Annotated in this window: 11 protein-coding genes, 1 tRNA gene and 1 pseudogene; 1 reads left to right on the forward strand and 12 read right to left on the reverse strand. The window is 44.6% G+C overall.

Features of this window, described 5'->3' with window-relative positions:
* Window positions 1-82: 82 nt before the first annotated feature.
* The 5 genes and pseudogenes from B7E11_RS09160 to B7E11_RS30950 form a co-directional block, all read right to left on the reverse strand.
* Window positions 83-1,192: pseudogene (locus tag B7E11_RS09160) on the reverse strand (IS256 family transposase); the annotation flags it as partial.
* Between the two features lie 81 nt (window positions 1,193-1,273).
* Window positions 1,274-1,504: a DUF5348 domain-containing protein gene (locus B7E11_RS30945; RefSeq protein ID WP_080832308.1), complete on the reverse strand. Its 231-nt coding sequence runs from the start codon at window positions 1,502-1,504 to the stop codon at window positions 1,274-1,276.
* Window positions 1,505-1,507: 3 nt separating this feature from the next.
* Window positions 1,508-2,311, reverse strand: a complete 804-nt coding sequence (locus tag B7E11_RS09170) for an ExeA family protein (RefSeq protein WP_080832318.1) — start codon at window positions 2,309-2,311, stop codon at window positions 1,508-1,510.
* Window positions 2,308-3,690 carry a DDE-type integrase/transposase/recombinase gene (locus B7E11_RS09175; protein WP_080832306.1) on the reverse strand — a complete coding sequence of 461 codons (1,383 nt, stop codon included), beginning with the start codon at window positions 3,688-3,690 and terminating at the stop codon, window positions 2,308-2,310. Before B7E11_RS09175 ends, B7E11_RS09170 begins: the two co-directional genes overlap by 4 nt.
* 172 nt (window positions 3,691-3,862) lie before the next feature.
* Window positions 3,863-4,465 (reverse strand): DUF6431 domain-containing protein, encoded by a 603-nt coding sequence (locus tag B7E11_RS30950; RefSeq protein ID WP_425430061.1) that lies wholly within the window; start codon window positions 4,463-4,465, stop codon window positions 3,863-3,865.
* Between the two features lie 246 nt (window positions 4,466-4,711).
* On the opposite strand from B7E11_RS30950, the gene B7E11_RS09180 reads away from it, so the two are divergent.
* Window positions 4,712-5,632, forward strand: coding sequence for a tyrosine-type recombinase/integrase (locus B7E11_RS09180; RefSeq protein ID WP_139787127.1), 921 nt, complete (start codon window positions 4,712-4,714; stop codon window positions 5,630-5,632).
* A 478-nt stretch (window positions 5,633-6,110) separates the two neighbouring features.
* Here B7E11_RS09180 and B7E11_RS09185 read toward each other — a convergent pair.
* From B7E11_RS09185 to B7E11_RS09215, 7 genes are all read right to left on the reverse strand, one after another.
* Window positions 6,111-6,192 (reverse strand) — tRNA-OTHER (locus tag B7E11_RS09185).
* Between the two features lie 96 nt (window positions 6,193-6,288).
* Complete coding sequence (locus B7E11_RS09190) at window positions 6,289-8,007, reverse strand: recombinase family protein (protein WP_080833563.1); 1,719 nt, start codon at window positions 8,005-8,007, stop codon at window positions 6,289-6,291.
* Between the two features lie 35 nt (window positions 8,008-8,042).
* Entirely contained in the window at window positions 8,043-8,294 is a 252-nt protein-coding gene (locus B7E11_RS09195) for a hypothetical protein (protein ID WP_080833564.1), read from the reverse strand.
* Window positions 8,295-8,924: 630 nt separating this feature from the next.
* Entirely contained in the window at window positions 8,925-9,137 is a 213-nt protein-coding gene (locus B7E11_RS09200) for a DUF3006 domain-containing protein (protein WP_080833566.1), read from the reverse strand.
* A 15-nt stretch (window positions 9,138-9,152) separates the two neighbouring features.
* Window positions 9,153-10,559 carry an MBL fold metallo-hydrolase gene (locus B7E11_RS09205; RefSeq protein ID WP_245809663.1) on the reverse strand — a complete coding sequence of 469 codons (1,407 nt, stop codon included), beginning with the start codon at window positions 10,557-10,559 and terminating at the stop codon, window positions 9,153-9,155.
* Between the two features lie 157 nt (window positions 10,560-10,716).
* Window positions 10,717-11,286: a hypothetical protein gene (locus B7E11_RS09210; protein WP_080833568.1), complete on the reverse strand. Its 570-nt coding sequence runs from the start codon at window positions 11,284-11,286 to the stop codon at window positions 10,717-10,719.
* Window positions 11,287-11,487: 201 nt separating this feature from the next.
* Window positions 11,488-13,227 (reverse strand): DNA primase family protein, encoded by a 1,740-nt coding sequence (locus tag B7E11_RS09215; protein WP_080833570.1) that lies wholly within the window; start codon window positions 13,225-13,227, stop codon window positions 11,488-11,490.
* Window positions 13,228-13,260: the final 33 nt, after the last annotated feature.

Raw genomic sequence — 13,260 nt, forward strand, 5'->3', positions numbered from 1 at the left:
TATGTTTTCCTTGCAGATAAATTCGACAAAAGTAGCTCAAATCCCTTGTGGAATAAGGATTTTTTGTTCGTTCAGCAAGCCCTAAGTACAGCATTTTCAGTAGCGCCTCGTCGCTTGGGAAGATGCTTTTCCCTTTGGTGACTTTTCGCAATTGGCGATGATAGCTCTCAATCATGTTCGTCGTGTAGATGAGCTTACGAAGCTCAGGCGGATACTTGAAGAAGGTGGCGAGTTCGTCCCAATTGCTGCGCCATGAGCGGACAATAAGGGGATACTTGGCGCCCCACGTCTCCTCAAAGCGGTCGAGTTCCAGCAGAGCCATTTCCTCCGTAGCAGCCTTGTAGATGGGCTTCAGATCGGCCGTCACCTTCTTCAGATCCTTGTAGGAGACGTAGCGCGTGGAGTTGCGGATCTGGTGGATGATGCACTTCTGAATCTCCGTCTTCGGATAACAGGCAGAGATCGCCTGGGAGAAGCCCGTGAGGTTGTCGACACAGGTGATAAGGATGTCCTGAACGCCGCGATTCTTAAGATCGTTCAAGACGCTCAGCCAGAACTTCGCGGACTCGTTCTAGCCGATCCACATGCCCAGCACGTCCTTGTTGCCGTCCATGTCGATCCCAATGACCAGGTAGGCGGCTTTGTTCACGATCGCCCCGTCTTGCTTCACCTTGAAGTGGATGGCGTCCAGGAAGACGACCGCGTATACGCCCTGCAACGGCCGATTCTGCCACTCTTTGATGAGCGGAATGATCTTATTCGTGACATTGGAAATAAAGGTTGGCGAGACCTCCAAACCATAGAGATTCTGCAGATGGTCCTGGATCTCCCGCGTGCTGACGCCTTTGGCGTACAGGGCGACGATCTGATCCTCGATCCCCGTCACGTTGGACTGATGCTTCTTCACCACGAGCGGCTCGAACTCGCCCAGGCGATCCCGTGGCACGGCAATCTCCTGGTCGCCGTACTCGCTAGTGACGATTTTCTTGCTCTTACCGTTGCGACTGTTCTTCGTCTGCTTGTTCTGCACGTCATGCTTGCTATAGCCCAGGTGCGTATCCATTTCGGCCTCTAGCATTTCTTGCAGCGTTTCGGCAAACAGGTCCTTTAGCGCATTCTGCGCATCCTGTGCGGTGACCAGATTATTCTCCTTGATGAAACTCCGCAGCTGCTCTTTCGTCCATAATCCCATGTGTGCTCCCCAACCTCTCCATGATTTCATTTTAGTAGGTTTGAGAGTTTACACAAAGTATTTTACAGACTCGAAGAGCAGTTAGAACAGCGGTCGGACGCGGTACTTGGCATGTCGGTGGAGCCAGAACTTCGAATTTCCAAACTTCACGTACCAGTCCGTATCGAGCTCAAGGTTGGATGGCAAGAAGTGCTTTCCTACTTGAATCATCACGGCATCACCACAACGTAGCGAGCAAAGCAACTCTTCTCCATCGTACACGTTCCAACGCTCGGTATCTCCATGAAATCGTATCTCATTCATATTTGTCATCCCTCACTGTTCCTTAAATTCAGCTAGGATCCTCGTCACATGGACGGTATCAATCATTTTGTCTTTTCGCAGCACTGCATCCAGAAGCGCAGCGGTGCAGACGTTATTTATCTCTCGGCATATCCCCCGAGCATGCGCGTATATGGCGTCCATCGCTTCTGTCGTAAACACCGGCCCTGTACTTCCGGCAACCTCCAATTGGTGGGAGATGTAATCGCGGCACTCCTCGAGCGACAAGCCTTCCAAATGAAAACGCACGTTCATCCGCTGTGTAATCGGCTTGAAGATTCTCAGTTGCAACGTGGCCTGTAGTTCCGGCTGTCCAATGAGCAGCAGGGCAAGCGGCGAAATCGAGTCCATACGAAAATTCGTCAAAAAGCGTATTTCTTGCAGCATGTCTCCTGAAAGCAGGTGCGCTTCATCCACGACAATAACGGCGACCTTCTGCTGGTTCTCGTACAAATCCCATACGAGGTGCTGGAATTGCCGTTTGGCTTCGCTGCGCAGAAACTTGGGCGGCAAGCCGAAGTGGTGGAGGAGTTCACGGTAAAAGTCCCTTGGTTTCAGATTCGCATCCGACAGATAGATAAACCGGTACTTGTTCGGATCCAGTTGGTCTTTCAAGTAGCGAACGGCTGTCGACTTGCCGCAGCCAATTTCACCGGTGACGCAGCCAATCGAGCGAGTCATCACCATATACTGCATCCGTGCTACACATTCTTCGAATCGCTTGGAGCGGTGCAGATGCCGTGTTTCAATCTCCCGGGTGAACGGAACGCGCTCCCACCCGAAGAAACCACGAATCATGAGCGATTCACCTCTTTCATCGCTCGCGAAAGCGCAGCGCCTTGCGCTTCGCGGGTCTGCCGTTTCTGTTCTTCCACCAATAATTCCACATAGTTGAGGCCCGTCTTCGGCGGTTGCATGACGGCCTTCGGTTCATCCTGCTTCGGCCGGTTTTTCGGATCGCGGAGCTTCATTGGCTTCGCGTCTTCATAGCGCTGGCCGTCCTTCCACACCTGGATGACGGACAGGTCGTGCGGATCGAATCGCACCTGAATCTTCGAGCCGGCAAGCTCTGTCTGGACCTCGAATATCGTGCCCAGCAGCGAGATGCATCCCGTTTTGTCCACTTTGCGGGATTCCTCCAGCAAGAATACTTCTATGAGTTCATGCGGCGGCAACATGCGAATCGGGTGGTCGTCTTTTTGGTATCGGTCGACTGGGCGCTGCTTAAAGCTGTTGTGGACTTTCTGGTGGTAAGCAATCTCAAGCCACGCCGAGAAGAATCGATTCAAATCGTTAAGCGTCTGGATCTTCCCTTGTTCAATCAGGTCGTATGCCTCCGGCACAAAGCTCTGGTCGACAAATCGGAAGAACTTTTCTTGCTTCCCGCGTCCCATAGGACGTCCGGGGCGAGTATGCTTAAGCTCTGCCCCCAGTCGCCCGCAAATCCGCTCAAAATGGTGTGAAGAATAGATGGCGCCGTTATCGACATAGATCATTTCCGGCACTCCGTTCTTTAAAATCGCCTTCTTCAGGCAATCCTCCAGCCGGGCCACACGTTCCTCGAAATAGAACTGGCCATGCACAACGAAGCGAGAGTAATCGTCAATGAAAATAACCAGATAGGCCATGACCTTCTTGCCGGGCTTGTCCGGATGCGGAAGGTAAAGGGTATGCTGCACATCGCCTTGCCACATGCTATTTCGGTGCGTGGCTTCAAACCGGCGAAAGTGGCTCCACCCCGTATTCAGTAACGCTTTGCGCGTGACGCCGCGGCGGCGAAGCTGCTTGCTAAGCGTGCTTTCTTTCAGGGTGCCGGGGGCCACGAATGCCGCCAGTTCCAGAATCGCAATAATCTGCCTGACGCTTCGGCCGGGTTGCTCCTGCTTTAAGGCAATCGCTTTGGCAAGCACATCCTCGGGGATTTCCCTGGTCGTGAGTTTGTCTGCTCGGACGGAGGGCAACAGCGCCTCCCATCCGCCTTCGCGATACGCTTTTAAATATCGCTCAAGCGTTCGTAGACTAATTCTCCTTCGCTGTCCCGACGACGTTTCATACTCATGGCTTACAATTTCGCGCATCAACGCCATCTGTTCTCCGGGATCCAATTTGCGGCTAACCAGTGATGCAATTAAGCCATAACGGAAGTTGGCTTCTTGCTGCCTTGCTTGCTCATCCATGCTAAATCTCCTCTCCCTGTGGTCTATGAGAGTATCGCATAGACGCTAGAAGCCAGGGAGGGCGCATATTTTGTGGGATCAGGAGGGCAACTTGCCGTCCAGGCGATTTTTAAAGCAATTTTGGAGGCGATTTTCGTTTGCCTTGCTCCTTGGCGGTGGATGCTGAAGGGATTTATAAGCGTGATGCTACAGGTAACCTCGCATTTAGAAACGTCCAATAGCCCCGTCTGGATGCGCCAGCGGGGATGAATCGGGGTAACAGTTTGTCCAGCCAATCCAACGTAGCCATTGTCGTTGGGTTCATCATGGTGGGGTAAAGGTGGAGCATATCCGTGTCGTCCCCCTGGGCTACGAGTTTCCCAGCAACCCATAGTGCTGCATCCGCTGCGCGGCGCAGATGTCTTGCCCACCAGCGTTTCAACGTACGGCGGCTATAACGCACGGCAGGAGTTGTTGTGCTTTCTGTCGTCTGCCGCCAAGAGAATCCCTTGTGCTTGCGCTTTAATGCCGCTTCTCGCACCCAAGTCGCATACCGGGCCCATGGAATCAGGAACTCCGGCAGGAGGGAGATTGTTATTCTACAGGTAGGACAATATCGACGGTAGATCGGGATCTGGATGACCTCATGCTTCGTCACAATTCCTCGCCAATAACGACCGTGTTTATGGAGAAGCCGACCGCAGTTTTCACAGCAGAGCTGGACGTCAGGAGATTGATTTCCGAATGTGCGTAAATAAGCCTTGCAAGAAAGGCCGAAATAAAGTATTTTTGACATGATGAAGTGAATGCTCCCGGGGATCCTCGCCAAAGGTTCGGGAGCATTTTCCTTTTTAATCGACAATAGCCTAATCCACCGTCATTGTACAGAAGGGATTAGGCTATTGTCGGCTGTTTATTCGGTTTGGCTCCGCCACACCGAATGGCGAATTCATGCCTTTTTCCCGCCATAAAGTCAGGCGGCGAACATCATCTTTATCTTCGTTAGGCCGACCAAGCTAACCTATTCTGATTTCTTAACAGAGTGGTTGCAAAGCAATCGCTTAAGCTGCGCCGTGTCACTCTTGAAATGTACACGGGGCATGTTCAGAGGCATACCGTTCCCCATTTAGGGTTTCATGAGATTGCCAAGATAACGACAGCCCAGGTCGAGAAGTTCTATGTTACGTTATCTGAGGAAAAGGGATTAGGCAGCGGAACGGTGCTTGATATTCACAAGATCCTCAAGAGCCCTTTTGAGGAAGCTATGAAAAGAAAGTACGTTACATCTAATCCTGTAAGGGATGCTGAGACACCAAAAGTTATATCCCTGGAGATGAGCGTCTGGTCTATCGAAGAAGTAAGCAAGTTTCTGGAATGTGCTCGTAACGACCGCTATTACTTAGCATTCCATCTTGCTCTGGCAACAGGGATGAGACAAAGTGAAATACTCGGTCTTCGGTGGAAGGATATTGATTTCGACAATGAAGTGTTGAATGTAAGACAAACATTGAGTCACGATGGGAAGGAACTGCTTACACAGACCAAAACCAAAAGTAGTTCCAGAACAATCTCAATCGATACCAGGACGGTGAATGCGCTACTCAATCAGGAGCGACTCGTAGCAAGGGAGAAAGAAGCCGCAAGCATCGCATATCAAGATAACGATCTCGTCATATGTACAGCTAAGGGAACGCCTGTGTCGCCAAGGAATCTGTCATGTACTTTCTACAACATAATTAAGATGGCCGAAGTTCCAAAGATTCGATTCCACGATCTAAGGCACACCGTAGCCACGCTTATGTTAATGGATGGAGTCAACCCAAGAGTTGTCCAAGAAATCCTCGGACATTCGGATGTGAAGATTACTCTTGGCACTTACCACCATGTCCTTCCAACTGTTCATAAAGATACAGCTAAGCGACATGGAGACAAAATATTCGGCAATTCAACTGCTTCACAATAAAGGTTTTGCTCGTATGATGGAATTCATACGGACAAAGCCTTTTTTGATTTCACATAATCGTGTGACCGTCTGTGATCAGATTATAGGTATTAACTTTTTTGTGACCACAGCTGTGACCACGGCTACTTCGACTATAATGACGGATCGATTGGTAATACCCAACTGTTACCTACACTCCGTACTTATGAATGGTGTAAAGCTCTGTATATAACAGAAAAAAACCTTATGAATCAAGGGTTTGTAGGCGATTTGGTGGAGCCAAGGGGGATAACGATATCTTCATTAACTTTACTGCCGAAGCCGATTCGCCGATGTAGAGCGCTAAGGTTGATATCGATGCCGTGCTCCTCCGTTGACGCTTATTCCATGAGGCAACACATCACTCCGTCCGCGCTGAACGCCCCTGGTTCGACCCCCTTGTAACGCTCCACCAAACGCAAAAAAACGCGCCCGCATTGGCGCGTTCCATTTATACGTTTGGTGGAGCCAAGGGGGATCGAACCCCTGACCTCATCGCTGCCAGCGATGCGCTCTCCCACCGTTGTTACTTACACAGCCCCAAAAACATAATCAGGATCGATAAAAGATATGATATCACTAACGGTGTGGAAAATCAACGGAGTAAGGCTCTTGCTGATTAGGCAAGAGCCTAGGAATTAAGCATTTGCTGCTGAGGTGTGATAAGTTAGGAGCTTCCCAATTAACGAATTGGAGTTGTTCAAAACAGTTGTATAATTCCTCGTAGTTCCTAAGAACTCACGAATATGAAGTTTCAGTTTGACTTCAACCTTATCTCGGTGAATAACTATACCTTCAACAATTGAACTAAGCATCATCTTTTTTCGCTCGATTGAAGCTTTTTCAAATACCTCCCGCCACACAGGTATATGTTTTTGAATCTCAACCATTTCATCTAACTCGATTTTTTTGGCAGTAAGTGATTCTTCTGCCTTCAATAATTGCTCTTTCAACTCCGAAAGTTCCTTTTCCTTCTCCTCAATTAAAGCATTCAGCAATTCTGGTTTAAAGTTACTTTTGCCTAAGATTGATTTGGGTACTTCCTTAGTAAGGGCAGACAAATCAGAGTCCGCTTCTTCAGTCTTTCTCTGAAGTCTACGTACTTCTTTCATTTCATCCACCATATTTTGTTTTCTGAAACTTTCAATTTGCACAGTAAGGTCAATAGATTTAAGCTGATCTAAATAACCGAAAATTTCATCCAAGACAACCCCTTCAATACGTCTAGGTGAATACAAAGTTTGACCATCACATTCAACTCTTAGTTGCGCCTTTCCAGCACACCGATACTTTGCCGATTTGAACTCTTTTACTGTCCCATCTTTCTTTTTATAGGTTTTGCGATTATAAGTTGTAGTTAGAGGACTACCACAATGCCCACACCTAGCTAAACCAACAAAGAGCAGAGAACTTTTAGTTGACTTGATTGTAAAGTTTGGCTTCTCCTTCTTGACCTTTTCAGGACTCCTGCCATTACAGACCAACCGAACTCTGGTCCATTTAGCTTCATCAATTATGACTAGCTCAGGAATTGGTTTTTCAGACATAACTTCTTTATCTGTATTACGACCGTATACCATATACCCCTTATACATTGGATTCCGTAATATAGAGCCAACCGTTGCTGAAGTCCACCTCTTTCCAGTAGGGCTCGGAATTAACTTTTCATTTAATTGCTTTGCAATTCGATATTGACCGTAGCCTTCAAGATCAACAAGATCATAAATTAATGAAACAACTGATGCCTGTTCTTCATCAATAACAACTTTTAAGAGTTCTTTTCCTTTTTTATTAAAGGTTCCTGATTTTTCAGTTTTGTATCCATACGGAACCGAACCACCACGATAAACCCCTTCCTCTACCATTTGCGAGTGTTTCTCATTTACGCGAATAGAGGTCTTGATACTCTCGCCGCTGGCTTGCCAAAAGCGAATGTAATTAATAAGCTTGTCAACATGCTCATTCAACTTTTGTTGTCCTTCTACGACCGACCACATTTCAATTCCATGTTCTACAAACCACTGGAGAATAAATGGCGTCTCATCGTCAATACGCCCAAGTCGATCAAACATAAAAACTAAGAGAACATCAAAACGTTCTTTCAACGCGTCTTCTTTTGCCTGCTGAATCACATCCCGATCCGCTGCGCGTTTCTTAAATCCCGAAACACCCTTTTCGTAATATTCCTCGACCAATGTCCAACCCGGCTGACGCTCAATAAATTCCTTGCACGCTTTTTGCTGAGACGGAATATCACCTCCATTATCTGTGGATGAGCGATCAAGCTGCTTCTTGGTTGATACTCGATATAATGTTGCTACTCTCTTAACATTTCCTTGGTTTGCTTTGACTACCATTTAGATGCCATCCTTTCGCTAGAATATTTGGTCAATTACATTGCCTCTGTTGTATTAGCATTGTCCACCGAACTATTCAACTCTTCTTTAGAGGTAACTTGTCTAACATACTCATCAGATATAATTTTCAGAAGATCATCCTCTATTGATGATTCATTATCAGAGAAATTCAATTCGATCCATAAACCATATTTCTCATTGAATCTTTTCAGTTTTACAATTGAGCCATCTTTTGTCTCAGTCAAATACTTCCGACCATGAATAATAATTGGTTTAGTTTCAGACATGTGTATCACTACTCCTTAAAGAAATTTGGAGCAATAACCCCATGCCTTATGTGGAAAATCTCTTGTTCATTCTCCGTAAAATGATTTCAACACCCTGTCCATTTGAAAAATAACCCCCTGAATAATAAACAGACCTCCTCATTAACAACAGATCATACAACCCCGAAGAAACATGACTCCTAGAGTTATGACAAGACCCATTACCGACTTCATAAACCGATCAAAATTTTATAATTAAGTCCGCTGCGAAATACAAATTACCAATAACAAAGACTTAGATCCGATTTTCTCATCAGATATCTAAAAAATTTTTAAGAAAAACAAAAAAAAATCCGATTCTCCGTCATCAAAGCGGAAAATCGGACTATTTCACCATAATACAAACAAAGCCACAGCCTTCATGTTACCAATACTATATTTCCTCTGATTGTACAGTTACTTCAATTTTGCAATAAACAAATTTCTTATGAGCGTTATCTGTTACATATGCATTGAGGTGACCTTGTTGAGCTTCGAAAAGAATATCATCGATACAATTTTGGATTGTTTCCCGCCGTGTACCTCCCTCAAGACCTTCCTCTTTGTGTGCCATTTCATAAATATTGTCGGGACGCATAGCCTTTTCGTTAATTAATCTTCCCAAACACTATCCATCAACTTTTTGATCTTGTTATTCCTCTTCTGAGTCTTTAAAGGATTTCTTACCCAATTATTGTTCTGTAGCTCAACTACATCGCCAGTTTTCACATCATCAGCAACTAATGATCGAGGAACATCCTGTGTCTCTCCATCGATCTCAATAACTACAAAATCACCTTCGAATCGGTCAACGATACCTTTCAAATAAAATCACTCCCATCATTGCGGTGTGAATGAAACTTTTGACGAACTGGATTTATCATTATATGATACGGTGATATCTCCATCGACAGTGAAACCTTTAGCAGCTCGCCCGATCTTAAAATCCAAAATCGATACCCCATCCGAATTCGTTGTGCCTTCATATACTGTATCCTTTGATTTATAGTGAAGATCCAATGTTACCTTTGCACCTTTAACAGGACTACCGCGACTATCTTTCACCTTTACCGTTACTGTTACAGTAGCATTTTGTTCTGGAGATTCATTATCGATACTTGCACTAATTTGTAAATCGCCTGAAATTTTATCGGATTGCATTGCTGTAACTGGCTTTTCATCTGGTACCTGCACTGAATCCACATACTTCCAAGGATTTTGAACAACTGAGATTGCCTTACCATTGGTAGTAAAGACGATATTCCCTTGCTCATCGGTTCTAAAAATCTTAACCCCTTTATCGTTTAGACGATTCAATACCACAGCTGTGGGATGACCGTAGCTATTGTCTTTTCCTACTTGGATTACCGCATAAGATGGATTAACTTTGTCCAAGAAATCCTGACTCGTCGATGATTTTGATCCGTGATGTCCTACAAGTAAAACGTCTGATTTCAGATCAGCACCTGATGTAATCATATCATGCTCGCTCTTAGATTCCGCATCACCTGTAAAAAGAAAAGATGTCTGCCCATCAATGAGATGCACTACTGCACTCATATCATTGTCGTCATCATAAGTTTTTACAGGAGCGATCATCTTAACTTCAATTCCTGGCTCCCAATCTAAAGTCAAATCGGCTTTAGCTGTTGTCACTTTCAAATTCTTTTTCTGGATCGAAAGCAATACTGATTCGAAGGTTTTCGTATTGGATTGTACCTTCGGCATATAAATTTTACCGATGTCGAAGTTATCGATAACTGCATCGAGTCCTCCAATGTGGTCTGCATCAGGATGAGTGCCAATGAGGATATCCACCTTGGAAATGCCTTGATTTTTCAGGTATCCGACTACAGTATCCTCCATGTTGTTATTTCCGGCATCAATCAGCATTGTCTTTCCAGTCGGCCCGATTAACAATTGTGATGCGCCTTGACCGACATCAATAAAATGAACCTTAAGATCACCTTCGGGCTGAACTTTATCTTTCGTATCTGACATATCATTTTTTGAACCGTCTGCCAACATATTGTTGGCTTCAACAGAAGTAGCCGAATCGAATGCCTTATTGTTCTTACTATTTACATTCGCGTTCGTTGTAGTTGGACTTTGTTGATCGACTGCTGTCTCGACTTGTCCAGAATCAACATGCGATTCAGTATTCTGTGTTGCCGCGGCGCATCCTGCCAACATCATTATCAAGATCACTAAACAAACAATCTGAATCTTCCTTCGCCAGCGCTTCATTTCTTTACCCCCTATACCCTCGGTGCCCTTAGTCCACAACCCCAATCCGGCACATTAATTATCGATTTGAAATTTACTACTTTACCTCTTCACGATCATTAAACCAGTCACCGGACAAAATAAAAGGTGACGAAATTTAATACTTCTCCTGCAGAAGTCAAGCTTTCTTTTCAAAATGCATATACAACGTGCCATTAATTTCTGAGACGTATGCCTGTTTCGTCTCCATAACCTTCGATTTATTGAGCAGGTAGGCATGGACTTCATCGAAGAACGCCTGACTCTTGCCGGATGACGTTGTTCTAAAGATGAGAAGGGCATTCGCAATTTTACAAGTCCGCTTCGCTACTTCAATCAGTTCATCAATGCGGTCGCGGTTCTGAACGTTCATGATCCCTATGACATTAGTCGGTATGTAATCTCTATCGCAAAAGAGCTTGTCTAAGGTTTCTTCGTCTTTCTGGAACAAGTTTTCCCGCTCCAAATGCAAAATCAAATCGTGCCAGTATTCTCCGTCAAAGCTGCCCCACCAAGATAAGTCCATTGGTCTGCTTGTTCTGCCACAAGTGTCTTCGGTAAAAGGATGATACCCCAACATGGAGCCAAGTCTTGAAAAATACTCGATCTCGGTCATGGTGAAGGAATGCTTACCGTGATGAACGGTCAGGTTGAACGTGTGGTAATTACGTATGTATCCGTCAAATAACTTCATGAGGTCAAGCTTCATACTATCACTTCCTGCTTAAGTTATCTTGGTATAATTCGACATAAATCGGGGGATTCCCTTTATAGCGATAAAGAAAAAGCACCTACTATCTCGAAACCACAAATAATAGTTCCGATAAATTTAGGTGCTGAATGACAACCGATACCTTTGCCTGTCCAAGGTAGGACTCTTCGATATTTTGCGGTAATCAATTACTTACAATCAATTGGGGCGAATGCCGACTCCTACTACGTGATAGTATCCGTTAATCTTCTTCTCAACAGGCGTTACTCCATTTTCTTGAAGAACATTCTTAAACAAATCCCAAAATTTCGTTGCGCCAATTGATTTCATACTATCGAAACCATTCTCTTCTGCCCACTTACAAAAGTCCTCCCTAAATCTTGCACGAAGGGTGGGGTACGTTTTGGAATCAACATAAATGCGTTCGTTATAATACTCAGCCACAGGATTTAGCCTGCCCTGATACTCTTCTAGTGCTCGTCTACAAGCCTTACTCTCAGTTAAATTAAAATTATTATCAATTAATCGGGTCAACCCTCGTAAGGCAAACGCCGCTATGCCTGGTAACTCCTGCAAAAGCTTATTGGTTAATGATTTATCCATATAACTTACACCCTCTTCGGGTATCTGCCCGGCTTTTAGTTCCTTGTATACCTTTTTGAACGGAATAATTAGAAACCTGCGAAAATAACCGTTTGACAAGTCCTCGGAATGCATCATTCTATTCAACAGGACTATCGGCGTTGCATATAAGACCGTATTAATTGGGGCATGATACTTAATTTTGACTTCTACAGGGTCACCGCTGGTTATAATCTTGAAGTTTTGTGTGCCAAATTTACGATCAAATTCATTTTCGGTCGATATATTTACCAACTTATCAGGTAGGCTCTGCAAACCAAAACTGCTATTCAAATTGTTTAGGGCGACATTCGATACATTTTGAACACCAACCATTTGACGTATCACTTCGGCTAAGACGCTCTTACCATTTGACCCGTTGCCGAGGAAGAAGAACGCCATCTGAATCTTGATCTCAGGAAGGAAGCAATAACCCATTATTTCTTGTATTAACTGAATAATTTCTTCGTCACCATCGAACACGTCTTGAAGAAAGGCTTCGAAGGTCGGGCAAGTAGCGTTTATGTCGTATTCGTATGGAATTTGTATCGTCGAACAAAAATCAGGACTATGATCTGTGAATTCCATCGTATAAAGATTGAGCATTCCGTTCTTAAAATTAATATAATCCCTTCTAGGATTCATAGTCTTAAGGTAGGGGATCTTCCTCTTTAAAGCCTTATAGTATTCTCCTTCCCAACTTGCAGACCAAGTATCGGGTTTAGCTTCATGGAGGATATCGTAGCAGAAACTCTTCAACACGCCCTCTTTAATTTCATCGAATGTCCCATCTTTACGATAAGCATAAATCTGTTCGTTCTCCAACTGCACCAGTGTCAATCTACTCATTACATAGGATGCGAATACATTTGGATTCAATTCCAACTTACCCCTTGATTTCACTGATAAGCCACGGTTCTTGAACATTGCTCGTTTAACATTTTCTAAAACGGACTTTACTGGGCTATCAAACCCGCCATTTGGAACCTCTCCTGTGTAACCAATCTTAATAAGCTGACTATAGGGAACTGGATTCGAAGAATCCCCATTATTCCATAAATCTTGTGCAAGACCTACTAATTGTTTCGTATGCTCATTTGAATTAATTACGCTGGTTATATCCTCCATATACTCTTTACCGATTTCCCCAAATGGCTTTAAGTTTGAAACCATCGCCTCAATCATAGTTTCATTCAACATTGCTGCATTCTCCAATACCCACCTATAAAACGTTTCTTCCTTCATATTAAAAGCTATGCCCTCATTTTCTACTGGAGAAACGAAATCCTTGCTGGTTTTAATATTAGAATTGATCATAGTAAACCTCCATCAATATTCTGCCCGCAGAAA

This window comes from Cohnella massiliensis, assembly GCF_900169535.1.
Taxonomy (GTDB): domain Bacteria; phylum Bacillota; class Bacilli; order Paenibacillales; family Paenibacillaceae; genus Cohnella; species Cohnella algarum.

Bases quoted from the DNA above. Each gene is read 5' to 3' on its own strand.
- B7E11_RS09175 (WP_080832306.1), bottom strand. From the start codon at position 3,690: ATGGATGAGCAAGCAAGGCAGCAAGAAGCCAACTTCCGTTATGGCTTA.
- B7E11_RS09210 (WP_080833568.1), bottom strand. From the start codon at position 11,286: ATGAAGCTTGACCTCATGAAGTTATTTGACGGATACATACGTAATTAC.
- B7E11_RS09170 (WP_080832318.1), bottom strand. From the start codon at position 2,311: ATGATTCGTGGTTTCTTCGGGTGGGAGCGCGTTCCGTTCACCCGGGAG.
- B7E11_RS09195 (WP_080833564.1), bottom strand. From the start codon at position 8,294: ATGTCTGAAACTAAACCAATTATTATTCATGGTCGGAAGTATTTGACT.
- B7E11_RS09190 (WP_080833563.1), bottom strand. From the start codon at position 8,007: ATGGTAGTCAAAGCAAACCAAGGAAATGTTAAGAGAGTAGCAACATTA.
- B7E11_RS30950 (WP_425430061.1), bottom strand. From the start codon at position 4,465: ATGTCAAAAATACTTTATTTCGGCCTTTCTTGCAAGGCTTATTTACGC.
- B7E11_RS30945 (WP_080832308.1), bottom strand. From the start codon at position 1,504: ATGACAAATATGAATGAGATACGATTTCATGGAGATACCGAGCGTTGG.
- B7E11_RS09215 (WP_080833570.1), bottom strand. From the start codon at position 13,227: ATGATCAATTCTAATATTAAAACCAGCAAGGATTTCGTTTCTCCAGTA.
- B7E11_RS09205 (WP_245809663.1), bottom strand. From the start codon at position 10,559: ATGAAGCGCTGGCGAAGGAAGATTCAGATTGTTTGTTTAGTGATCTTG.